19 protein-coding genes and 5 pseudogenes are annotated in these 22,284 nt (G+C 67.7%); 15 read left to right on the forward strand and 9 right to left on the reverse strand.

Features of this window, described 5'->3' with window-relative positions:
* Positions 1–18: 18 nt before the first annotated feature.
* Positions 19–654, reverse strand: coding sequence for an isochorismatase family cysteine hydrolase (locus ACFWWR_RS02590; protein ID WP_383861642.1), 636 nt, complete (start codon positions 652–654; stop codon positions 19–21).
* A gap of 217 nt (positions 655–871) precedes the next feature.
* On the opposite strand from ACFWWR_RS02590, the pseudogene ACFWWR_RS02595 reads away from it, so the two are divergent.
* Positions 872–1,024: pseudogene (locus ACFWWR_RS02595) on the forward strand (winged helix-turn-helix transcriptional regulator); the annotation flags it as partial.
* Between the two features lie 122 nt (positions 1,025–1,146).
* On the opposite strand, the pseudogene ACFWWR_RS02600 reads toward ACFWWR_RS02595, so the two are convergent.
* Positions 1,147–1,268, reverse strand: a pseudogene (locus ACFWWR_RS02600) (winged helix-turn-helix transcriptional regulator); the annotation flags it as partial.
* Positions 1,269–1,373: 105 nt separating this feature from the next.
* On the opposite strand from ACFWWR_RS02600, the gene ACFWWR_RS02605 reads away from it, so the two are divergent.
* Positions 1,374–1,874: a PaaI family thioesterase gene (locus ACFWWR_RS02605; RefSeq protein WP_384301560.1), complete on the forward strand. Its 501-nt coding sequence runs from the start codon at positions 1,374–1,376 to the stop codon at positions 1,872–1,874.
* A 281-nt stretch (positions 1,875–2,155) separates the two neighbouring features.
* Here ACFWWR_RS02605 and ACFWWR_RS02610 read toward each other — a convergent pair.
* From ACFWWR_RS02610 to ACFWWR_RS02620, 3 genes and pseudogenes are all read right to left on the reverse strand, one after another.
* Positions 2,156–2,498 (reverse strand): annotated as a pseudogene (locus ACFWWR_RS02610) (MFS transporter); the annotation flags it as partial.
* Positions 2,499–2,637: 139 nt separating this feature from the next.
* Positions 2,638–3,486, reverse strand: a complete 849-nt coding sequence (locus ACFWWR_RS02615; RefSeq protein ID WP_383861648.1) for an alpha/beta fold hydrolase — start codon at positions 3,484–3,486, stop codon at positions 2,638–2,640.
* Between the two features lie 660 nt (positions 3,487–4,146).
* The gene (locus tag ACFWWR_RS02620) at positions 4,147–5,106 is read right to left on the reverse strand and encodes a GlxA family transcriptional regulator (RefSeq protein WP_383861651.1); all 960 of its coding nucleotides are present in this window, start codon (positions 5,104–5,106) and stop codon (positions 4,147–4,149) included.
* Positions 5,107–5,298: 192 nt separating this feature from the next.
* On the opposite strand from ACFWWR_RS02620, the gene ACFWWR_RS02625 reads away from it, so the two are divergent.
* The 4 genes and pseudogenes from ACFWWR_RS02625 to ACFWWR_RS02640 all read left to right on the forward strand — a co-directional run bounded on the left by ACFWWR_RS02625 (position 5,299) and on the right by ACFWWR_RS02640 (position 9,521).
* Positions 5,299–6,210, forward strand: coding sequence for a nuclear transport factor 2 family protein (locus ACFWWR_RS02625; RefSeq protein ID WP_384301596.1), 912 nt, complete (start codon positions 5,299–5,301; stop codon positions 6,208–6,210).
* 399 nt (positions 6,211–6,609) lie between these two features.
* Positions 6,610–7,548 (forward strand): annotated as a pseudogene (locus tag ACFWWR_RS02630) (NADP-dependent oxidoreductase); the annotation flags it as partial.
* A 30-nt stretch (positions 7,549–7,578) separates the two neighbouring features.
* Positions 7,579–8,337, forward strand: a pseudogene (locus ACFWWR_RS02635) (nuclear transport factor 2 family protein); the annotation flags it as partial.
* A gap of 260 nt (positions 8,338–8,597) precedes the next feature.
* Positions 8,598–9,521: a class I adenylate-forming enzyme family protein gene (locus ACFWWR_RS02640; protein WP_383861657.1), complete on the forward strand. Its 924-nt coding sequence runs from the start codon at positions 8,598–8,600 to the stop codon at positions 9,519–9,521.
* A gap of 221 nt (positions 9,522–9,742) precedes the next feature.
* On the opposite strand, the gene ACFWWR_RS02645 is transcribed toward ACFWWR_RS02640, so the two are convergent.
* Positions 9,743–10,597 (reverse strand): MBL fold metallo-hydrolase, encoded by an 855-nt coding sequence (locus ACFWWR_RS02645; protein WP_383861660.1) that lies wholly within the window; start codon positions 10,595–10,597, stop codon positions 9,743–9,745.
* A gap of 306 nt (positions 10,598–10,903) precedes the next feature.
* On the opposite strand from ACFWWR_RS02645, the gene ACFWWR_RS02650 reads away from it, so the two are divergent.
* A complete protein-coding gene (locus tag ACFWWR_RS02650) occupies positions 10,904–11,530 on the forward strand; it encodes a CGNR zinc finger domain-containing protein (protein WP_383861663.1) in 627 nt (208 codons plus the stop codon).
* A gap of 351 nt (positions 11,531–11,881) precedes the next feature.
* On the opposite strand, the gene ACFWWR_RS02655 is transcribed toward ACFWWR_RS02650, so the two are convergent.
* On the reverse strand, positions 11,882–12,688 hold the full coding sequence (locus ACFWWR_RS02655) for a DeoR/GlpR family DNA-binding transcription regulator (protein WP_383861666.1): 807 nt from the start codon (positions 12,686–12,688) through the stop codon (positions 11,882–11,884).
* A gap of 308 nt (positions 12,689–12,996) precedes the next feature.
* Between ACFWWR_RS02655 and ACFWWR_RS02660 the strand changes: the two genes are divergently transcribed.
* From ACFWWR_RS02660 to ACFWWR_RS02695, 8 genes are all read left to right on the forward strand, one after another.
* A complete protein-coding gene (locus ACFWWR_RS02660) occupies positions 12,997–14,073 on the forward strand; it encodes a sugar ABC transporter substrate-binding protein (protein WP_383861669.1) in 1,077 nt (358 codons plus the stop codon).
* Between the two features lie 33 nt (positions 14,074–14,106).
* The gene (locus tag ACFWWR_RS02665; protein WP_383861672.1) at positions 14,107–14,934 is read left to right on the forward strand and encodes an ATP-binding cassette domain-containing protein; all 828 of its coding nucleotides are present in this window, start codon (positions 14,107–14,109) and stop codon (positions 14,932–14,934) included.
* A gap of 122 nt (positions 14,935–15,056) precedes the next feature.
* Positions 15,057–16,181, forward strand: a complete 1,125-nt coding sequence (locus ACFWWR_RS02670; RefSeq protein WP_383861742.1) for a sugar ABC transporter permease — start codon at positions 15,057–15,059, stop codon at positions 16,179–16,181.
* Between the two features lie 5 nt (positions 16,182–16,186).
* Entirely contained in the window at positions 16,187–17,695 is a 1,509-nt protein-coding gene (locus ACFWWR_RS02675) for an FGGY family carbohydrate kinase (protein ID WP_384301562.1), read from the forward strand.
* The gene (locus ACFWWR_RS02680; protein WP_384301564.1) at positions 17,692–19,179 is read left to right on the forward strand and encodes an FGGY-family carbohydrate kinase; all 1,488 of its coding nucleotides are present in this window, start codon (positions 17,692–17,694) and stop codon (positions 19,177–19,179) included. The genes ACFWWR_RS02675 and ACFWWR_RS02680 overlap by 4 nt, the downstream gene beginning before the upstream one ends.
* Positions 19,176–19,799, forward strand: a complete 624-nt coding sequence (locus ACFWWR_RS02685) for a histidine phosphatase family protein (protein WP_383861681.1) — start codon at positions 19,176–19,178, stop codon at positions 19,797–19,799. Before ACFWWR_RS02680 ends, ACFWWR_RS02685 begins: the two co-directional genes overlap by 4 nt.
* On the forward strand, positions 19,796–20,830 hold the full coding sequence (locus ACFWWR_RS02690) for a 2-hydroxyacid dehydrogenase (RefSeq protein WP_383861684.1): 1,035 nt from the start codon (positions 19,796–19,798) through the stop codon (positions 20,828–20,830). The genes ACFWWR_RS02685 and ACFWWR_RS02690 overlap by 4 nt, the downstream gene beginning before the upstream one ends.
* Before the next feature lie 177 nt (positions 20,831–21,007).
* A complete protein-coding gene (locus tag ACFWWR_RS02695) occupies positions 21,008–21,346 on the forward strand; it encodes a helix-turn-helix domain-containing protein (protein ID WP_383861687.1) in 339 nt (112 codons plus the stop codon).
* A gap of 99 nt (positions 21,347–21,445) precedes the next feature.
* On the opposite strand, the gene ACFWWR_RS02700 is transcribed toward ACFWWR_RS02695, so the two are convergent.
* Together ACFWWR_RS02700 and ACFWWR_RS02705 are read right to left on the reverse strand one after the other, a co-directional pair.
* Positions 21,446–21,586 carry a hypothetical protein gene (locus ACFWWR_RS02700; RefSeq protein WP_383861690.1) on the reverse strand — a complete coding sequence of 47 codons (141 nt, stop codon included), beginning with the start codon at positions 21,584–21,586 and terminating at the stop codon, positions 21,446–21,448.
* A gap of 98 nt (positions 21,587–21,684) precedes the next feature.
* Positions 21,685–22,269, reverse strand: coding sequence for a TetR/AcrR family transcriptional regulator (locus ACFWWR_RS02705; RefSeq protein WP_383861693.1), 585 nt, complete (start codon positions 22,267–22,269; stop codon positions 21,685–21,687).
* Positions 22,270–22,284: the final 15 nt, after the last annotated feature.

Genomic DNA, 22,284 nt, shown 5'->3' on the forward strand with positions numbered 1-22,284 from the left:
GTAGTTCTGCGGTGAGCGTCAGGCTGCCTGCGTCCCCTTGAACGCGGTGACGATCTCGTCGGCGGTCACGATGGCGTGGGCGTAGGTCGGGCCGTTCAGTTCGTGGGCCGCGTGGAGCATTTCCCGGGTCCACGCGGCGGTCGCTCCGCGCACCAAGGTCACGTGGTACCCCAGCTCCATGGCGAAGCGGCTGGTCGACTCGATGCAGGTGTTGGCCAGCATGCCGATGCTCACGACATGGGTGATGCCGTGCTTCTTGAGTTGGAAGTCGAGATCGGTATTGGCGAATCCGCTCTGCGCCCAGTGCTCGAGGACGACGACTTCGCTCTCCTGGGGAGCGAAGTCCGGGTGCCATTCGCCGCCCCAGCTTCCCGCCTCGAATATCCGCGCTTCGTTGCCGCCGGCCTGGTCCCGGTTGAGGTAGTTCCAGTTCGCGTAGTTGCCCTCGCGCCAGCGACGGTGCGGGACGACGAAGACCTGGACGCCGGCTGCACGCGCCGCGGCCGTCACCGCGCGCAGGTTGTCGAGCAGACCGACCTCCGTGGCGACCTCTTCGACGTAGGGCCACATCTTCCCCCCTTCGGAGAGGAAGTCGTTGTAGGGGTCCACCAGGAGCAGCCCTGTATGCGCCGGTTCGTACTGCGTATCGGTCATGAGCAGTGCCTCCAGTAGCGCCAAGGAGTCCGTGCCTTGCGCGACGTAACGCTCGCTCGGCTGGTCCCCACAGTAGCTCAGAAAATCATAGTCAGTAACTCTCTTTTTCATATTTAGAGGAGAGGTGTTGGCATGGATGGCTGGTCGGGGATCACGAGCACGGTGTGTCTCATCGCGGGTTCGAGCGCTGTGATCGCAGACCCTGGCGTCCCCGCAGATGCTGACCAACCGTCTCAAGCGGCTGGAGGCTGATGGCATGCTCGAACGCCGCGCCTACAGCGAAAGGCCCCGCCGCTACGCGTACCACCTCACCGACAAGGGCGAAGCCTTCGCCCCGGTGCTGCTCGCCCTACGTGCATGGGGCGAGACCTGGTGCAAAGAGCCCGGGGAAGAAGTCGCCGTCCGCCAGATCCACACGGCATGCGGTCGCGAGGTGGGCCTGAGCGGCACCGTGTGTGAAGGGTGCGGCAAGCCGTTCACCACGAACGACGCGTCGTCGAAGCGGCGTACGCCGTTGACGGCGTCACGCAGGATCAGCACGTCCATTTCTCCCCGATCACGTCGAGCGTGCGCTGGACTGGGCAGTTCTCGGTGCTCGCCTCGAGCCACTCCATCCCGCCATCGCATGGGACCTGACTCAATGATTGACAGTCAGGTTTGCGGAAGCTAGCTTCACTTGGGAAAGTCAGCTGACAGTTCAGAGGGAAGGGCGCTGGACCGTGGGGCGAACGCGTACGTATCAATGGGAAGACCCCGAGGCACTGGCACAGGCCGCCGGGAGCATGGCCGGCATCGACTTTTTGCGCGAGTTGCGTGCGGGGCGACTGCCAGGCCCGCCCATCAACTACACCATCGACTTCGCCCTGGACGAGGTGGAGCCCGGCAGAGTGGTCTTCTCGTTGACGCCGGGGGAGGAGCACTACAACCCGATCGGCAGCGTTCACGGCGGCATCTTCGCCACCCTGCTCGACTCGGCGGCTAGTAGCGCTGTCCAGTCGACCCTCCCGCAGGGCATGGCGACCACCTCGCTCGACCTGACGGTGAAGTTCCTGCGACGGGTCACCGTGGACACCGGCCCGGTGCGAGCCATCGGCACGGTCATCAGTAAGGGCTGGCAAACCGCCCTCGCTCAGGCCCAGTTGGTCGACGCCGAGGACCGTCTCCTCGCCCACGCCACCAGCAGCTGCATGCTCTTCCCGGTACCTCCCTCTCAAGCGTGATCCTCGGCGGCGACCGGCGCCGACGAGAGTTCGGCCCGGCACCGATGTACCGATGTCTCCTCTCTCCTCCCTCTCATCGCTCCTCACTGTCGACGTACACAGAGCGATGCTTGTGCGGCGGCCAACTCCCTTGAACTCGGCGCAGAACGTCGGGGTACGAGGTGGTGCAGCTGCGGCGCACGTTGGCGGCGGCCCGTAACTCCTCGGGTGGCCGGGCCGTCGAGCGCCGCAGCCGTATTGAGGGGGCCGAAGCCGGTGGCCCTTCGGGCGCTGGGGCTCTTCGAGGCGTTGATGGCGCTGAAGGAGGGGTGACGGAACAGGCGCATCGGCAGCATCGGGTGCTTGGTGCACAGTTCCCAGGCGACGAAGGCGGCGAGCAGGAGGGCGCCGCCGACAGGCCGCCGAGTACCGGGGTGCTGGTTCAGCCCTTGGCATTGCCGCGGACCAGGGCGTAGACGATGCCGAACAGGCCGCCGCTGGCCAGCACGGTTCCAGTCAGGTCCAGGCTCGGGTGGGGCCGTGGCCCTCGTTCAGGCGCAGCAGGGCCAGAGGAATCAGGGCCAGGCTGATCGGGACGTTCACCCAGAAGATCCACTGCCAGGAGAAATGTTCGGTAAGCACGCCGCGGTTCTTGGACCGGGGGGCGCTCGGCGGTGATGATCGGCAGTCGGATCAGGCGGCACTTCGCACGGCCAGTAGGTGTCCCTGATCCGATGTCATCGGTCTGCCGCCCGAGTCGCGTGGCGACGTTTCGGTCGGCGTGTCAGCCGGCGAGGAAGTTGGCCACTTCGGTGGTGAAGGCCTTGACGTGTTGGAACAGGAAGGCGTGGCCGGCGTCGCTGTAAAGGACCAGGGTGGCCGAGTCGAGGTGCTGGACGGCGACGTAGGAGGCAAGGGCGGGGGCTATCACGTCGCGGACGCCGTTGGCGTACAGGACGGGCTGCTTGATGGCCTCCAGGTTCGCCTGTACCTGCTCGAACGGAACCGCCATGTACTTGGCGATGGCCTCGCGTTGACGCATCGCCGCCGTCTCGGACACCGCAGGGCCCCCGGCGGCCAGTCGTGTCGAGACCTTGGTGAGGTGCTCGACCCCGGCGGCGCGGCCCGCGTCGGTCTCGGGGAAGAACAGGTAGAGCATGTCGTCCGCGCCGGCGTCGGGCTTGGCCATGATGCCCTGCACCTTCTCCGGCAAGGGCTGCGCCCCGGGCACCCGGCCGGGACTGCTGCCCGCCACGACCAGTCTGCGGACGAGGTCGGGCCGCCGCAGCACCACGTGCTGGGCTACGAAGCCGCCCATGGACCATCCGACCAGATCGACCTGCGCCAGGCCGAGGGCCTCGATGAATTCGATGGCGCCGTCGGCGAATCCTTCGACGGAGTCGCGCGGTTCGCCGGGCGTGTAGCCGATCCCGACGTTGTCGAAGAGGATCACGTCGTGGTCGGCGGCCAGGAGATCCAGGAACTCCGGGTCCCAAGAGTCGATGGTCCCGCGGAAGCCGCTCACCAGGACCAGGGGGACGCCGCCCGGTGGCCCCATCCGCCGGTAGGTGAACGTCGCGGAAGCGCCTTCCACGGACAGGTCCTCGGCCTTGTCCGCCAGATAGGTACTCATGATGTTGTTCTCCTCTGTGCCCGATGTGCCTGTGAAATCTGGTCTGTTGGGGCGCGCGTCAGTCGGCTGTCTTTTTGGTTTGCGGATCTCGTGCCGAAGGCCCGGTTGTGGAAAGGCGGGGCGCCTCGTGCGGACGCGTGAGGCCCACGGGTCGACGGTCGGCGCGGTCACGGCTTGGGGGCCTGACGACGGTTGAGTGGTCCTCGGCGTCCTGCCGCGCCGCTGCCCTCGCGTCGATGGCGCGACGGCGCGGGCGTGGGGCACCGAGCATCGGCATCGACGGGGATGCCTTCGGCGGTGAGGGCGAGTGAGGCGCGCTGTGTGTGGTGGCCGATGTTCGCCTCGTCGGCAGGACTTCGGGGTGCCTACCTTGCGCCTTGATGCAGTCGGCAGTCGGTGTGATCAGCGTAGGGCTGAAGGCCGATTAGATTACGTGCGTAATATTAAATGGTCGATCCGTGGATGGCAAGTAGGCCGTCATTTCTGGGGTCCATCGTTGCCGTCGGCGGACTCAGTCCATCAACAAGAAGTGGCCGGGTAGCGGGGCTGTCGCCTTTGCGGCCTCGCGGCAGCGGGCTATGGCCAGGCATGTGTGCGGCGTGGGTTCAAGCGGTGCGCCGTTTCATCGCCGCGCTCGCGGATCGGCACGTGTAGTGGCGCTCAGTGCGTGGGGGACAGGGCGCCGCGGAAGGTGCGCCGGTAGGCGAGCGGTGAGACGCCGATGGCGGCATGCAGGTGCTCCCGTAGCGATGTGCCGCCGGCGAAGCCGACTTGGCCGGCGATCTCGTCCACCGGCAGATCGGTGGTCTCCAGGAGGTGCCGTGCCCGGTCGACGCGCTGCTGGATCAGCCAGCGTCCCGGGCTCATGCCCACCTCTTCGGTGAATCGGCGGGCAAAGGTGCGCAGGCTCATGTGGGAGTGCTCGGCGAGGTCCGTCAGAGTCATGGGCTCATGGAGGTTCTCCAGGGCCCACTGGCGGGCGGTGGCCGTTCCGCTGCCGGTGGCCTCGGGCACCGGGTGCTGGATGTACTGCGCCTGCCCTCCCTCACGCCACGGCGGGACGACACACATACGGGCCACCTGGTTGGCGACCGCACTGCCGTGATCCTTGCGGATGATGTGCAGGCAGACGTCGAGCCCGGAGGCGGCACCGGCCGAGGTCAGCACATCTCCGTCGTCGACGAAAAGGACGTCGGGGTCCAGTGCGACCTGGGGGAAGCTGGCGCGGAAGAGGTCCGCGACCACCCAGTGAGTGGTGGCCGGCCGACCTTCGAGGAGACCGGCTGCGGCGAGGACGAAGGCGCCGGAGCAGATCGATACGAGGCGGGTGCCCGGAGCCACGGATGCAAGCGCCTGGACCACGGCTTGCGGCACTTCCCGGGGCAGGGGGTTGGTCACGAAGGGCGGGATGACGACGGTGTCGGCGGTGCGCAGCACCTCAGGGCCGTGCTCGACGGCGATCGAGAAGTCGGAGTTGGTGCGGACCGGGCGGCCGTCGACGCTGCAGGTGAGGACCTCGTAGCGGCCGCCTGCGGCCCCGAAGACCCGGCTGGGAATGCCCAGTTCGAAGGGGTACACCCCGTCGATGGCCAGAACGACGACTCGGTGAGCAGATGTCATGGCGTGATCCCGTCGAAAGTTGGCATTCGTGCCATTGTAGCGTGCGGCGGCGGCAGCCAGGCTCGACACATGACCAACACCACCACCAGGCGGCCCGCTGATCAACCCGCCTACGGTCCCGCCGAGTTCGGAAAAGAGAGCCCCGTGAACACCACCGCATCCGCCCGCCGCCGTACCCTCGCCGCCGCACTCATGGCCGTCGCTCTTACCGGTGCCGCCGCCGTGCCCGCCGTTGCTTCCGCCGCCCCTCCGAAGGTTCCCGGCCACGGTCGAGCGGCGGAGACCCCCGGCGTCCGATATGGCGAGAGCGCCCGGCTCGACTACCAGAAGGCGGTCGCCGTCCAGGTCCTCAAGGGTGTGTTCGAACGAGGGGACATGACTGTCATTGACCGTTACGTGCGACCGGACTACATCCAGCACAACCCGCTGGCCCCCGATGGCGCCGAGACATTCAAGGCGTTCGGTGCCGCCTGGCGCCAGCAGTACCCGGAAACCGCGTTCAACGTCAAGCGGGTCATCTCCGAGGGTGACCTGGTGTTCGTGCACTCCAACGTCGTCCCGAGTCCTGGTACCCGCGGGATCGCCGAAGGCCACATCTTCCGTTTCCAGGGCGGGAAGATCGCCGAGCACTGGGACGTGCTGCAGGCTGTGCCGGCGACCACTGCCAACGGCAACGACATGTTCTCCACCATCAGCCGACCGCAGACCGAGGCTCCGGGTCCCGCGCGGCTCACCGCGTACAACAAGAAGCTGGTCACGGCATTCGTCGACCGGCTCCTGGTGAGGAAGGACCTGTCCGCCATTGACGCGTACGTGGGCTCCGAGTACCACCAGCACAGCCCGAATGTCCCCGACGGCGTGGCAGGTGTGAAGGCCGGGCTGGGCGCCTACTTCGCACAGTTCCCGCAGCTGAGCATCACTCCGAAGCGGGTCATCGCCGAGGGCGACCTGGTGGCCATCCACAGCCACTACGTCAACACGCCGGGCGAGCGCGGCCGGGCCATCGTGGACATCTTCCGGGTGCGGGGCGGAAAGATCGTCGAGCACTGGGATTCCACGCAGGAAGTGCCGGAGACCTCCGCCAACGACAACACCATGTTCTGATGACGACGTGCTCAGGGTTCCGGGGACTGGCGCCGGAACTCTGAGCACTGCTTTTCACGCGTCCGCTCCCTCCAGAAGCCCGATGGCTCAGATGATCAGGTGGGACCGAAGGCGGGACGTCGTCAGGCAAGGCGGGAGCCGGCCAGTCGACCTTGGAGTGCCAGCCCCACCAGTTCGCCTGCATGCACGTTCTGCCAGGCTCTTCAGTCATTGCCACCGCTTCCTCGTGGGCTGGTCAACCGGAAGTCGCCGAACGCGGCGAGCCTGGGTTGCGACCGACCCTATGGATCGACGACGTACGCCCTGGCAGGATCCCGTTGAAAGTTGGCATTCATGCCATGGCGCCTGAGGGTGGCGGGCGGCGACGCTGGACGCATGACGAATCCCGGTACCGCCACGATGCGCGCCATCCGCCAGGACTCCCACGGTTCCCCCGAGGTGCTCAAGGAGGTCGAACTGCCCCGGCCAGAACCGGGGTTGAGTGAGATCCTGATCGCCGTCCGTGCGGCCGGCGTCAACCCGACCGACTGGTGGAACCGGGCCCAGCCCATGACCGCCAGCGGGCTGCCCCTCATCCTGGGCTGGGACGTCTCCGGAGTCGTCGAGGCCGTCGGCACCGGCGTCACCCTGTTCAAGCCGGGCGACGAGGTCTTCGGCATGCTGCCCTACCCCCACGGCGTCGGCTCCCACGCCGAGTACGTGACCGGCCCCGCCCGCGCCTTCGTGCACAAGCCCGCCGATATCGACCACGTCCAAGCCGGCGCTCTGCCGCTCGCGGCCCTGACCGCCTATCAGGCCCTCGTCGACACCGCCGACGTCCAGCCCGGGCAGCGCGTCTTCATCCACGCGGCGGCCGGCGGCGTCGGCCATCTCGCCGTCCAGATCGCCAAGTCCCGCGGCGCGTACGTCATCGGCACCGCGAGTGCCGCCAAGCACGACTTTCTGCGGTCCCTGGGGGTGGACGAGGCCATCGACTACCACGCGGTCGACTTCACCGAGGCCGTAAAGGACGTCGACGTGGTCCTCGACTCGGTCTCGCTGGACACCGCGGCCCGCGCCCGCTCCCTCGCCGTGCTGCGTCCGGGCGGCACCCTCGTCTCGATCCTGCCGGTGCCCGTCGACCCCGATGAACTGGTCGGCATGGCCGAGCGGGGCATCCGCTACGAGGTCCTCCTCGTCGAGGCCGACCGCGTGGGCATGCGAGCCATCGCGGATCTCGTCGAAGCCGGTGCCCTGCGCGCGCATGTCGCGGCGACGTTCCCGCTCGCCGAGGCGGCCAAGGCCCACGCCCTCGGCGAGACCGGCCGCACCACCGGCAAGATCGTGCTGACCGTGGAAGGGACGGTGAAGACGCAGGTCGCCGCCCAAGTCCTCAGGACTGTGTTCGACGGGGGCGACACGACTGTCGTCGAGCGCCACGTGCGGCCGGACTACATCCAGCACAACCCTCTTGCCCCTGACGGCCCCGAGGCCATGAAGGCCTTCGGCGCCGGCATGCGAGAGCAGTTCCCGGACGCCACGTTCGACGTGCTGCGAGTCATCTCCGAGGGCGACCTGGTGCTCCTGCACTCCCGCGGCGTCCTGGTTCCCGGCACCCCCGGGATGGCCGTCTTTGACATCTTCCGCTTCCAGGACGGGAAGATCGCCGAGCACTGGGACATCCTCCAGGAGGTGCCGGAGGCCACGGCCAACGGCAACGACATGTTCTCGACCCTCTCCCGGCCGCAGGTCGAGGGGCCAGGGGAGCGGTGGTTCACCGCCTACAACAAGAAGCTGGTCACCGCGTTCGTCGACCAGCTCCTGGTCCGAAAGGACCTGACCGCCATCGACACCTACGTGGGCCCCGAGTACCACCAGCACAGCCCGAACTTCCCTGACGGCGTGGCCGGTGTGAAGGCCGGAGCGGGCGCGTACTTCGAGCAGTTCCCGCAGCTGACGATCACCCCGAAGCGGATCATCGCCGAGGGCGACCTGGTGGCCGTCCACAGCCACTACGTCGAGACCCCGGGCGAGCGCGGCCGGGCGGTCATCGACCTCTTCCGGGTCAGGGACGGAAAGATCGTCGAACACTGGGACGCCGTGCAGGACGTGCCGGAGACCGCCGCCAACGACAACACGATGTTCTGACGGCCTCAGGGGTCGTAGCGGTCGCGCTACGGCCCCTGGTCAGCGCCTGCAACTGATCTCCACCTCCAGTTCCTCAGTACACATCGCACGTGCCGTGCCGTGCCGTGCCGTTTCGGATACACGCGTCCGTCCTTGCAACGTCATTACACGCTGAACTGGTGCGCGACCAGACCGAGTTCCTCGTCCGCCGGCTGCACCCGGCGCCCGCCGTGCAGACTCCCTGACCGGATCGCATCACACCGAGACAGGTACGCCCTCTAATGAATTTCGCTTCCCTGCCCGACCGTCGCGCCGAGCTCGACCCCCATGGGGCCGCGGTCTCCGACGGGTACCGGTCCCTCACCAACACGCAACTGCTGAACCGGGTCCGCATGGCGGCGCGTCAGCTCCAGGACCTCGGGATCGGTCCCGGTGACGTCGTCGCCCTCCAGCTGACGAACCGCGTCGAGTTCGTGGTGCTGCTGTTCGCTGCCTGGCGGCTCGGCGCCAGCGTCACACCGGTCAACCCGAGCATGACCGACGTCGAAGTGGTCCGGCAGCTCCAGGACTCCGGTGCGCGCCTGCTGGTGGTCGAGGACGGTACGGCCGTGATGGCGCACGATGTCGCCGTGCTCGCGATCGGTGAACTGTACGAAGGAACAACGGAGCCGGATCAACCCCCGCTTCTGGACCCGGCCACGCTGGCCCTGCTCATCTACACCAGCGGTACGACCGGGGTGCCCAAGGGCGTGATGCTCGACCACGCCACCATCGACGCCATGGTGGAGATGGGGCGCCGGGCGCTGGAGGTCGGGCCGGCCGACCGGTGCCTGCTGATCCTGCCGCTCTTCCATGTCAACGGCATCGTGGTCAGCGTCCTTCTGCCGCTGCTCGTGGGCGCGAGCGTCGTCATCGCGGGCCGCTTCGATCCCCGCACCTTCTTCGACCTCGTCGAGCAGGAGCGCCCCACCTTCTTCAGCGCGTTCCCGACGATCTACAGCATGCTCGCGGCATTCCCGGACGACGTCCGGCCCGACACCTCGTCGCTGCGGTTCGCAGTCTGCGGCGCCGCACCCACCTCCGCCGAGGTGCTGACCCGGTTCGAGGCCCGGTACGGGTTCCCGCTGGTCGAGGGGTACGGCCTGTCCGAAGGAGGAATCTTTCAGAACCACAAGGACTTCGTCGCAAGGGCCCTCGAGTCCTGAGCTTGATCGGATGCCGTTGGAACGGCCTGACGTTCGTTGTACTGATGCCCGGCCCAGTGGCGTGAGGGGATCTCCGGCCGATCTGACGCGCCTCCGCAGTGTTTGGTAACTCCGACATCTACTGGTAAGGCCCAGCCAGTTGCCGCGTTTCACTACCGTGCCGTGAGCAGGGAAGACGCCGCCTGCCGCCTTCCCCGCCGTGCACAGGCCGGTGTTGGCGGTCAGTTGCCGAACAGTTGAAGGGCACTGAGCCAGATTGCCCACGGGTTCACACGCTCGGGATAGCGCTGCTTCATCGCGTCGAAGTATTCCGCGGGAGTCGTGGCCTGCTTGAGGACGACAGCGGCGACGTCGAGATAGCGCCGCGTTTCTTCAATGTCCGACGCTGGATTTCCGCGTTGGATGTCCTTGTGACTGGCCACCACGAACCGCGGCTTCAGGGCGGCGACCTTGTCGAGGGCCTGATGCCACGCGTCCACGCCGCCGTCTCGGCCTTCTCCGAGGTACTGGTGCACGTTGTTGTAGACGACATCACCGGCTATGACCAGGTCCAGTGAGGGGACGTGCAGCACGCTGGTGTCGTCGGTGTCGGAGTGGCCGACCTCGTGCGCGAGGAGCTCGTGCCCGTCGAGGAGCAGCCCGCCGGCGGGGAACACGGAACCCTGGACAGTCACCGGAGGCTCGGGAAGGACGTCGCCGAAGATGTTCCTGAGCGTGTCGGGAAACACCCCGCCAGGTGTCTCGCGGGTGATGCGGGCAAGCACTGCGTCGCTCGCGACAACCGTCACGTCCGGGAACCGGCGGAGCAGGTAATTCGTGGTCGCGAAGTGGTCGAAGTGAGCGTGGGTGAGGTAGATGTAGCGCAGAACCACATCGTGGCTTTCCACCCATTTGATGAGCGTGTCGGCCTGCTCGCGGGTGAGCGGCGGGTCGGTCAGCAGCGCCTCGTTCTTCCCGTAGATGAGCGCGTGGGACAGCGATGACCAGAGCGACGGCCCGTCGTCCGGTCGTGGTGGAGTCGCAACCGGCACCATGTCCGAGACGAAGACCTCATAGCGAAGATCGGTGCTGCTCATCGGGTTTCCGCCTGTCCGCCGGCCGCAGCGAGATTCTCCCGCCGCGGGACATGCTTTTGGTAGTCGGTGCCCGCGAAGTGCGTCGCGGCCGGGCCCTCGACCATGCCGCTCGCTGCGGATGCGGGCGCATTGTCCGTCCGCCGTAGGCCGGGGTTCCCTCTGTCCGGATAGGTGATCACAGTCGATCCTTTCCGTTGAAGTGACATAACCGTACGGTTTTTGCTTGCGTCATTACAAGGCTTGGGCGTTCGCAGCTTCACGTCACGTGCCCCGACGTGGCACATACAAAGCGTGTACGCTTCTGTCATGGAGAAAGGCGGGCAAGACGATGCAGACATCGGTGCCACGCATGCGGGCACCGACGGCAACGACCGGTTTGGCGTCGCGATGGCGCCTGGTGAGCTGCGGATCGTTCAGGACCTGCTGAACACCGCTTCCATCCCGAAGGCCGGTGGCGATGTTCCGGACCTTCTGGACGCGCCGGATACCGCGGCGCGGTGGCTGGGCGCCTACGGGATCGCGGGCGACAGCCCAGGCGTGGGCGATCTCCGGGCGCTGCGTGACGCCATACGGCGGTCGTTGGTCGACCGCGACCACGACCCGGATCACAACGAGGGCACCAGGCCGGCAGCCGTCGAATCAGCCGTCAGGGTTCGATTCGAAGCCGACGGGACCGTGAGATTCGTACCGGGCTCAGTGGGCATTCCCGCTCTCGGTCAACGGGTACTTCTGGCGATCTACGACGCCCAACTCGCCGGAACGTGGCGCCGCTTGAAGCTGTGCCGTAATCCGCTGTGTGCGGTGGCCTTCTGGGACAGCTCCCGCAACACCAGCGGTGTGTGGCACGACGTGCGCACCTGCGGCAACGCCGCCAACCTGCGGAAGTCGCGTGCGCGGCGCGGGCGACCGGGCCGGAACCTCCCGACAAGTTGACCGACTAGGAGCTCTCCGGCCGGATCATGGCTGGAGCCGTAAGCGGACCGACGCGGTGGTCACGGTGCCGTGGAAGACGTAAGCCTTGTTGTCGTAGCGTCTGTTGGCCGAGGGGGCGGCTTCGCATGGCCGCAGTCCGGCGCCGAGGTCGTCCGGGAGCCGACCGTGTGGCCCTACGGCGTTCGCGACTGCGCCGTCCATGATCCGCCGGCGACCTGACCCGCATCCAGGAGCTGCGCTGAGACGTCGGGAGTTCGCAGCCATGACCATGCACAGACGGCATCGTGACGGCACCCGCGCACGACGCCGGTGGCGGTCGCGGCCCGGTCCACGCCGCACGCGAGCCGGATTTCACCCCGTGTCGACAACGAGGACTTCCACACCGCTGGCCTGCAGTGTGTCGAGCTCTGACGCCGAGATGCCGGCGTCGACAATGACGAGGTCGAACGCGGTGACGGGTGCGAGCTGGTAAAGGCCGCGGCGTTGGAACTTGGTGTGGTCGACCAGAAGGATTTTGCGGTCGCAGGCTTCCATCAGGGCGCGCTTCACTCCCACCGTCTCCTGGGACTGGTGGTAGCAGTGGCCGCGGGTGATCGCGGTCGTCGAGGCGAACAGCGTGTCGGCACGCAGACTGTTGACCGCGTCGATGGTCCGGATGCCGAGGAATGCGTCGTAGGCGGGGTAGTACGCGCCGCCAAGTGAGATGAGCTCGATTCCCGGACTGCCGGCGAGAACCTGGATGACGGGTACGAAGTTGGTGATGACCGTCAGTGGTGCGCGCTGCGAGAGCAGTCCGGCGAGCGCGAGGGCGGTGGTGCTGTCGTCGACGATGAGGGACTGCCCGGGTTTGACTAGGCCAAGTGCGGCACGGGCGAGTGCGCTCTTCGCCGGCGCCATGGATTGGGTGCGGTGCCGTATGTCGCCGTGGAACGCCGTCGACGGTTGTGCGGTCGCCCCGCCGCGGACTTTCCTCAGCCACCCCTTGCCCTGCAGGTAGTCGAGATCCCGGCGGATGGTCATCGGTGTCACGCCCAGCTCGTCGGCGAGCCGCTCGATGCGGACGAAGCCTTCGTCGACGACGCGGCTCTTGATCCGCTCCCGCCTCTCGCGCGGCCCTCGCCCGCCCTCGCCGGTGGCCGGATCTTTGTCTTCCTCCATGAAGTCCCTCTGTTCCCTTTCTGTTAACAGAACACATACGCGTTGTGTCGTGCTTTCATCTCGTGCACTGCGCGCTCCACACCTGCGACGAGCGTGTTACAGCAGGGTTTGTGGCGCGCTCCCCGAGGGAGCATGGCATACCGATGTTCACCCACGCCAGGAGAACGAACAGCCATGCTGATCAAAGGATCAAACATCGGTGTTCAGTTCTCAGGATGTGTTGACACCCGCAGGAGCCACGCGTTTCTTGTGCGTTACGTCATTGCGGCCAACCGGCAGCTACACGTTCCTGGATCAAGGAGTCGAACATGAGAAACCTGGCCATTGGTGCTCTCGCCGGCATCCTCGCCCTGGGCGCTCTCACCGCATGCGCTCAGGAACCGAGTGGCGGGAACTCCGGGACCGCCAAGGCGGACGGAGAGTCGGGCAAGGTCGCGTTCCTCATGCCCGACCTGGCCTCCACCCGCTACGAGCAGTACGACGCTCCGCTGTTCAAGAAGCGTATGGCCGAGCTGTGCCCGGACTGCAGCGTGCTTTACCAGAACGCCAACGCCGACGCCTCGCTTCAGCAGCAGCAGGCGAACTCCGCGATGGCCCAAGGCGCCAAGGTGATCGTGATCGACCCGGTGGACTCGGCCGCGGCGGCCACGATCGTGCAGACGGCACAGTCCCAGGGCGTCAAGGTGATCGCCTACGACCGACCCATCCCCGACAAGCCCGCGGACTTCTATGTGTCGTTCGACAACGAGGCGATCGGCAAGGCCATCGCCCAGTCTCTGGTCGATCAGCTGAAGGAGACCAAGGCCACGGGCGGTGTGCTCCAGATCAACGGGTCCCCCACCGACGCTGCCGCCGCACTGATCAAGAAGGGCATCCACAGCGGACTCGACGGCAGCGGGTTCAAGCTGCTCGCCGAGTACGACACGCCGGGATGGGCGCCGGAGAAGGCCCAGCAGTGGGCGAGCGGGCAGATCTCCCAGTACCGCGGCAAGATCGCCGGCGTGGTGGCGGCCAACGACGGCACCGGCAGCGGAGCGATCGCGGCCTTCAAGGCCGCGGATGTGAAGGTTCCGCCGGTCACCGGCAACGACGCGGAGCTGGCAGCGATCCAGCGCATCATCGCGGGGGATCAGTACAACACCATCTCCAAGCCGATCAAGATCGTCGCCGAGGCGGCCGCAGACGTGGCCCACCAGTTGCTGCAGGGCAAGGAGCCCAAGGCGGACACCAAGCTGTTCAACACCCCGTCGCAGCTGTTCAAGCCGACCGTCGTGACACAGAAGAACCTCAAGGAGGTCATCTTCGGCTCCGATGCAGTGCTCAAGGCGAAGGACGTGTGCACCGCGCAGTACGCCGCCGACTGCGGACGCCTGGGCATCCAGTAGCGGTCTGAAGTCTCCGAGGGAAAGAGGGTCACGATGACAGGCACCGCGGTCACCGGTGCGGGCACGGACACCGTGTTGTCGCTGAGCGGAATCTGCAAGAACTTCGGTGCGGTCGCCGCGCTGACCGATATCGAGCTCGATGTCGCGGCCGGTGAGGTGGTCGCCGTCGTCGGGGACAACGGCGCCGGCAAGTCCACCCTGGTGAAGATCCTGTCCGGGGTGTACACCCCGGACGCGGGGGAGATCTTCGTACACGGCAAGAATGTGTCTCTCGGCTCACCGGCCCTTGCCCATGCGATGGGCATAGCCACCGTTTTCCAGGACCTCGCCCTGTGCGAGAACCTCGACGTCAAGGCGAACCTGTTCCTGGGCCAGGAACTTCGGCCCTGGATGCTGGACGACGTCGCCATGGAGAAGCGCTCCTGGGAGTTGCTGCGACAGTTGTCGGCGAAGATCCCCACACTCAGTGTCCCGGTGGCCGCCCTCTCGGGCGGCCAGCGGCAGACGGTCGCGATCGCCCGATCCCTGCTGAGCAATCCGAAGATCGTCCTGCTCGACGAGCCGACGGCCGCCCTGGGCGTCGCGCAAACGGCCGAGGTCCTCAACCTGGTCGAGCGGCTCAAGGGCAACGGACTCGGCGTGGTGATGATCAGCCACAACATGGAGGACGTCCGGGCGGTGGCCGACCGGGTCGCGGTGCTGAGGCTGGGCCGCAACAACGGTGTGTACGACGCCAAGGACGTCTCCTCCGAAGAGATCATCGCCGCGATCACCGGAGCGACCGACAACGTGGTCTCGCGGCGAGCCGCAGGCCGGCTGACTTCCCCCGAGGAAAAGCAGGAAGAGAAGGAAGAGCTGTGACCATCACCGAAGACTCGGTGGCAACGGCCGCCGACCTACAGGATGAGCGTCTTGTAACGCCGCAAGGCATCACCGACAGCATCAGGGCCACGATCCGCCGCGTTCGGGGCGGAGACCTGGGCATGCTGCCCGTCGTCGGCGGCATCGTGGTGATCTGGACGATCTTCCAGCTACTGAATCCGACGTTCCTGTCCAGCACCAACCTGGTGAACCTGTCCTTCGACATGGTCCCGGTGGGCGTCCTCGCGCTGGGAATCGTGTGCGTCCTGCTGGTCGGCCAGATCGACCTCTCCGTGGGATCGGTGAGCGGTGTGTCGGCCGCGATCACGGCCGTCGTCATGGTCAAGAACGAGCAGCCGATGTGGCTGGCGGTCCTCGCGGCCGTGGTCGGCGGCTGCCTGATCGGATGGCTCTACGGCCAGGTACTCAACCGTGTGGGCGTGCCCAGCTTCGTGGTCACCCTGGGCGGGCTGCTGGCGTTCCTCGGCGTACAACTGTGGCTGCTGCGCGGGCAGAACGCGATCAACCTCCCCTACGACTCCACCCTGGTGAAGTTCGCCCAACTGTGGTTCGTCCCCGCCTGGCTGGCCTACGCACTGGCGGTGGCGGCCGCGGGCGGATTCCTGGCCACCGGGTGGGTACGTGCCCGGACCCGCCGCAACGCCGGGCTGTCGTCCTCGTCGCCGCAGTGGCTGGTTATGCAGTCCCTTCTGCTGCTGGCCGGGCTGCTGCTCGCGGTCTTCTACCTGAACCGCACGCGCGGTGTCGCCTGGATGTTCGTCTTCTTCGTCGCGCTGGTGCTGGTGATGAACTACGTCCTGACCCGCACCAAGTTCGGACGATCGCTTTACGCGGTCGGCGGCAATGCCGAGGCGTCCCGCAGGGCCGGCATCAACGTGCGGCGGGTATACACCTCGGCGTTCGTCATGTGTTCCGCGCTGGCCGCGGTCGGCGGCATCCTGGCCGCCTCGCGACTGGCCGCGGCCAACCAGAGCACAGGTAGCGGAGACGTCAACCTCAACGCCATCGCCGCGGCGGTGATCGGCGGGACCAGCCTGTTCGGCGGCCGGGGCTCGGCCATCGCCGCCCTGCTCGGGGTCCTGGTCATCCAGTCGATCTCCAGCGGTCTGACTCTGCTGAACCTCGACTCCTCCTACCGGTTCATCATCACCGGCGTGGTCCTGCTCATCGCCGTCGGCCTGGACTCCGTCGCCCGGCGCTCGCGCCAGGCACACGGTCGGGGGTGAAGCAGGTGACTGCGATCGCCATCGACGCGGGCACCACCACCATCAAGGTGGTCGGATACGCCGACGACGGGAAGGAGCTGGCGGTCAGCCGGCGGCCGACCCAGGTGACGCGACCCCGGCCCGGGTGGGCCGAGCAGGACATGTCCGAGGTCTGGGCCGCGGTTGCCGCCGCCGTCCGGGAGGTCGTCGCCGCGCTTCCCGACGCACCCGACATGGTCGCCGTCACCGCACAGGGCGACGGCGCCTGGCTGGTCGACGGTCAGGGACGTCCCACCGGGCCCGCCGCACTGTGGAACGACGGACGGGCCACCGCCCAGATCACCGCATGGGAGCGCGACGGGGTGGCGCGGGAGGCGTTCCGGATCAGCGGGTCGCGAATGTCTACCGGGATGCCCCACGCCGTGCTGGCCTGGCTGCGCGAGAACGACCCCGACCGGGTGGCCCGATCGAGCCACCTGCTGACCTGCGGTGGCTGGCTTCACCTGAAGCTGACGGGGGAGGCCGCCGTCGACGAGTCGGACGCATCGGCGCCGTTCATGGACATCAGGCGGCGCGACTGGTCCGACCGGCTGTTCGAGCTCTACGGCCTTCAGTGGGCTCGGCGACTCCTGCCCGAGCTGCGCGACGACGACCACCGGGTCACCACGATCAGCACCTCGGCAGCCGTGGAGACCGGCCTGCCCGCAGGTATCCCGGTGGTGATGGCTCCGTACGACATCTGCGCGACCGCCATCGGCGCCGGCGCGGTGAGCGCCGGTCAGGCGTGCTGCATCCTCGGCACCACCTTGGCCACCGAGGTCATCACCGACACGGTGGTCACCGACGAGCCGGTGGGCATCACCGTGACGCTCGGGGTGCCCGGTCGCTATCTTCGCGCCTTCCCCACCATGAGCGGCGGCGATGTCCTGGACTGGGGCGCAGGGTTGCTCGGACTGACCTCGGTCACCGATCTGATGGCTCTGGCAGCACAGGGCAGACGCGATACAGCCGGGGTGCGGTTCATCCCCTACCTCTCCCCTGCCGGAGAGCGGGCCCCGTTCTTCGACACCGCGGCGCGCGGTTCCCTGTCCGGCCTGTCCCTGGAAGCCGGCCGCGAAGACATGGCCCGTGCGCTGGTGGAGGGAGTCACGATGACCATCCGCGACTGCCTGGCCGCGGCCCCGGGTTCCCCGGACAGACTGGCGCTCTGCGGCGGCGGCACCAGAAGCGACTTCTGGATGCGGATGATCGCCGATGTGACCGGCCTTCCCGTGACCATTCCCGCCTCCGCGGAAGTCGGGGCCCGCGGCGCCTGGCTGACCGGTCTGGTCGCCACCGGCCGCGAGCCGGACTTCCCGACCGCCGCCGCCCGGTATGTGGAGGTCGCCGCCACATACCAGCCCGATCCGAAGGCATTCGACAAGTTCAGCGACCGGTACACCGACTTCCTGCAGCTGCGGGAGCTGAACCAGCCGCTGTGGACACGCGACCGCGGGCAGACACTCCCGACCCCGACCGATGGAGTCGGCGCATGACCGCCATCGGAAGCGATGCGTGGCTGGGCATCGACCTGGGGACTCAGGGTGTACGCGTGGTCGTCGTCGCGTCCGACGGCACTGTGCTGGGCGAGGGCTCGTGCCCGCTGACCAGCCGCCGTGAGGACGATCGCCATGAGCAGCACCCCGAGCAGTGGTGGCGCGCCGTCCTCACGGCGATCGACCGGGCACGCGCGGCGGGTGCCGACCTGCGCCGGGTCCAGGGGGTGGCCGTCGACGCGACCTCCGGCACCATCACCATGCTGGACCGCCGTGGCCTCTGTGTGACACCAGCCCTGATGTACGACGACGGGCGCGCCGCCGCGGAGACGGAACAGGTCAACGCCGCCGGGGAGCAGCAGTGGGCCAAGGCCGGCTACCAGCGGATGCAGCGATCCTGGGCACTGCCCAAGCTCCGATGGCTGCTCGACCACTATCCCCACGCCGCTGAGAACGGCTGGCGACTGGCGCACCAGAACGACGTCGTCAACCGCAGGCTCGTCGGGCACGAGGTACCCACCGACACCAGCAACGCGCTCAAGACCGGCGCCGACGCCGCACAGGTGACCTGGCCCGAGCCCGTTCTCGACGCCTTGGAGATCCCCCGCGCGATGCTGCCCGACCTGGTGCTGCCCGGCACGGTCATCGGTCAAATCTGCGCCGCGGCCGCTGCCGAGACCGGGCTCAGCGAAGGCACCGCCGTCGTCGCCGGGATGACCGACGGCTGCGCGGCACAACTGGGCTCCGGCGCGACCGAGGTAGGAAGCTGGAACTCGGTCATGGGCACCACCCTGGTACTCAAGGGCGTCACCAAAGACCTCGTCCATGATCCGCACGGAGTCGTCTACTCCCACCGGTCGCCCTCCGGCAACTGGCTGCCCGGCGGGGCCTCCAGTGTGGGAGCCGGCCTGGTCGCACGAGAATTCGCGGACGCCGACCTGGACATGCTCACCCGCGAGGCCGCGGCACTGCTGCCCACCGACCTGTTGCGCTACCCGCTGGTCTCCCCAGGCGAACGGTTCCCCTTCGTCGCCGCGGACGCCCGCGCGTTCGGCAGCCGCGAGCCGGCCACCCGGGCCGAGTCCTTTGCCGCACTGCTGCAGGGCGCCGCCTACGTCGAACGGCTCTGCTTCGACTACCTGGACCTGCTCGGCGCCCCGACCGACGGAGCGATCGTCCTCACCGGCGGAGCCACCCGCAACCCCTTGTGGAACCAGTTGCGCGCCGACGTCCTGCAACGCCCGGTGAGCCTTCCGCGCAACGCACAACCCGCGCTCGGCATGGCGGTGCTGGCCGCATCGAGCCGTGACGCTCTGGACAGCGTCGCCGCCGCGATGGTGCGACTCGACCGGACCCTCGAACCACGCCGTTCAGAGAAAAACCCGCACGACGAGGGTTACTTCCGACTGCTCGATCTGCTTGTCCAACGCGGCTGGCTCCCCGGCGTCGTCGCGACCCACGCACGAGAAAGGACGGCACATTGAGCCTCCATGTCATCTTCGTCCGACACGGGGAGACCCTGTGGCACGCCGAGAACCGGTATGCCGGCAGCACCGACATCGCACTCACCGAGCGCGGCCACGCACAATCACGCGCGCTCGCGGACTGGGCGGAACAGGCGGACCTGACCGCGATCTTCGCCTCCCCACTCACGCGAGCGCAAGAAACCGCACGCGACAGCGCGGTGAGCACCGGGCTGCCAGTGAGCGTGGACGAACGGCTGCGCGAACTCGACTTCGGAATCGCCGAGGGCCTCACCCGCGCGGAGATGCAACAGCGGTTTCCCGACCACCTCGCAGCCTTCAAGACCGACCCGGTGACGAACCACTTCCCCAAGGGAGAGAACCCCCTGGCCGCCGGCGACCGCTATCTGGAGTTCCTCACCGACCTCCAGGCCGATCACCGCGAAGGCCGCGTCCTCGTCGTGGGCCACTCCACCGCGATCCGGCTCGTGCTCTGCCGTCTGCTCGGCCTGCCTCTGCGCGAGTACCGCCGGATCTTCCCGTTCCTGGCCAACTGCGCCCTGAACGAAGTCGTGCTCGACGACGGCGTGCCCTCGCTGCTGACACTGAACCGCCCCGTGACCCCAGGAGCACTCAAGTGACCACCATCCTCGCCGCCGGTGACCACTTCGTCCTCAACTCCCTGCTCATCGACAGGCTCCAACCGGCCGTACCCACCGCGACCTTCCGCGAACTCACCCTGCCCTGGCCGGTCGAGCCCTTCGGGGAAGTGGCCGAGGTACGGGAGGCATCGGGCACCGAGGAGCAGCTCATCGAGGCCCTCAGCGGAGTCGACATCTGCGTCACCCAGATGGCTCCGCTCACCGAACGGATCCTGGAAGCCTGCCCCGATCTGCGCCTGTTCTGCGTCAGCCGCGGCGGCCCCGTCAACGCCAACCTCGAAGCAGCCACCCGGCACGGCGTCGCGGTCTCCTTCGCCCCCGGGCGCAACGCCACCGCCACCGCCGAGCACACGGTCGCCCTCATGATGGCCGCGGCCCGACGCGTCCCCGCCACCCACGCGGACCTCGCCGCAGGCACCTGGCGAGGTGACTACTACATGTTCGACAAGGTCGGGCCGGAGCTCGAGGGCAGCACCGTCGGCATCGTGGGATATGGCGCCATCGGCTCCCGGGTCGCCCGCATCCTGCGCGGCTTCGGCGCCCACGTGCTCGTCGCCGACCCCTTTGTCCGTCCGGACGACGTGTCACCGGCCGAGGTCACCGACCTGGCAGACCTCATGCGGCGCTCCACGTTCGTCACCGTCCACGCTCGCGCGACTCCGGAAACCGAGGGCTTGATCTCCCGGCAGATGATCGACCTGATGCCGGCCGGCGGCGTGCTGGTCAACTGTGCCCGCGGGTCTCTCGTCGACTACGACGCCGTGTGCGACGCCCTGGACGCCGGAAAGCTCTTCGGCGCGGCCTTCGACGTCTTCCCCCGCGAGCCGATCCCCGCCAACTCACGCCTGCTGACGACCCCCAACATCGTCATGACGCCCCATTTGGCCGGCGCCAGCAAGCAGACCGCCTTCAACGCCGCCTCCATCGTGGCCTCGGAAGTAGAAAGATTCCTGCAAGGCCAGCCACTCGCACACTGCGCAAATCCAGACGTCCTCGCCCGACTTCACTGAGCTGCCTGGAAGCGGAGGCTGGCAGCGCGAAGTGCTGAAGTCCTCGGCGGTGAGTCCCGGAGTCGTCCGCTTGGCGGTGTTGGTGGTCTGCTTGCACTGCCCTGGTGGTTACTGACCTTTTTCGGCGTGGTGTCGTTGGGGGCTGACGATGCATGATCGTCGCGGTATGCCGGTTGTGTGAGATATCCGCAGGGTGGTGGGCTGACGCCTGAACGGCAGGCGTTTCGCGAGCGGATCCGGCTGGAGGCCGCGGAGCGATTTGCTGCCGGTGCCTCCAACGCCGAGGTGGCCAAGGACTTACGGGTGAGTGTTCGCTCGGTGCAGCGCTGGCGCCGGACCTGGCACGACGCCGGCACCGAGGGGCTGCGGTCTGCCGGGCCGAGGGCGACGAGGGTGATGAACCGGCGCTGGATTTCGTTGCAGGACAGCGGGACCCGGCCGTCGGAAACAGGTCGGCGCGCTGTTCGTCGACACGGACCACGGTCGGGAAGGCATGGGCGAGTATCGCCAAGGTGACCAGCGACTCCAGGAGGGCGCCCCGCGGACTGCGTGCTCATCGAGTCGTCCAGCGGCAGCGGTGGTGGGCGAGTTCAGCGGTGGCACGGTTGCGGCGAATCAGCAGGTGGCGGTGGTCTGGCACCGGGTCGGCAACTCGATGACCGCGCAGTCGTAGAACCTTTTGGTCACGGACTCGACGGCGTGGGCCTTGTCCGGCTGCTGTGCGCGTCGGCCGGGCGGCCCGTCGGTGCGAGGCATGGCGCACCCGGCCCTTCTGCCCTTGTGCCCGGGCACTGTCCACGATGGTACGGCTGGCGGCGGAGGGCAAGACGGGACGGGGCCGCAGGCCCGGCTGTTCAGCCGTGGGGTCCCATGCCGCGCAGGAACGTGTCGACGACGAGCGTGGCCAGTGCGTCGGCGTTCTGCCGGACCTGGTCCGGGTCGAGATCCGCGCCGCCTCCGTGCAGAGCCTCGTCGACGAGGGCGTAGTAGACCCGCCGGGCCCACATGAGGTCCGCTTCCGGGGCGAGGAGCCCTTCGCGCTGGGCCCGGGCGAGGAATTCCAGGGTGCCGGCGTTGATCTCGGACCAGATCACTGCGGTGAGGGGTGTGTCGGCGAGAGGGTGACCGAGGGTGAACCGCCAGACGCTCTTGATCCGCAGTGCGTTCGCCGTGGCGCGGTGCAGTGCCACGAGCGGTGGGGCGGTGTCCAGGTGGGCGTCCTCTATGGACTCCATGAGCTGCTGCTTCGCCGAGGCGGCGAGTGCTTCGATGAGGGCCTGGCGGTTGGCGAACCGCCGGTGCACGGTTGTTCTGGCCACGCCCGCCTGCTCGGCGATCTGCTCCATGGAGGCGCCGGGGTCTTCGGCGAGCACGTGCTCGGCCGCCTCCAGAATCGCGCGCACACTGCGCGCGGCATCGGCCCGCAGGGGTCGACCCATGCTTCTTCACTCCCG

The organism is Streptomyces sp. NPDC058678 (assembly GCF_042714835.1).
GTDB lineage: Bacteria > Actinomycetota > Actinomycetes > Streptomycetales > Streptomycetaceae > Streptomyces.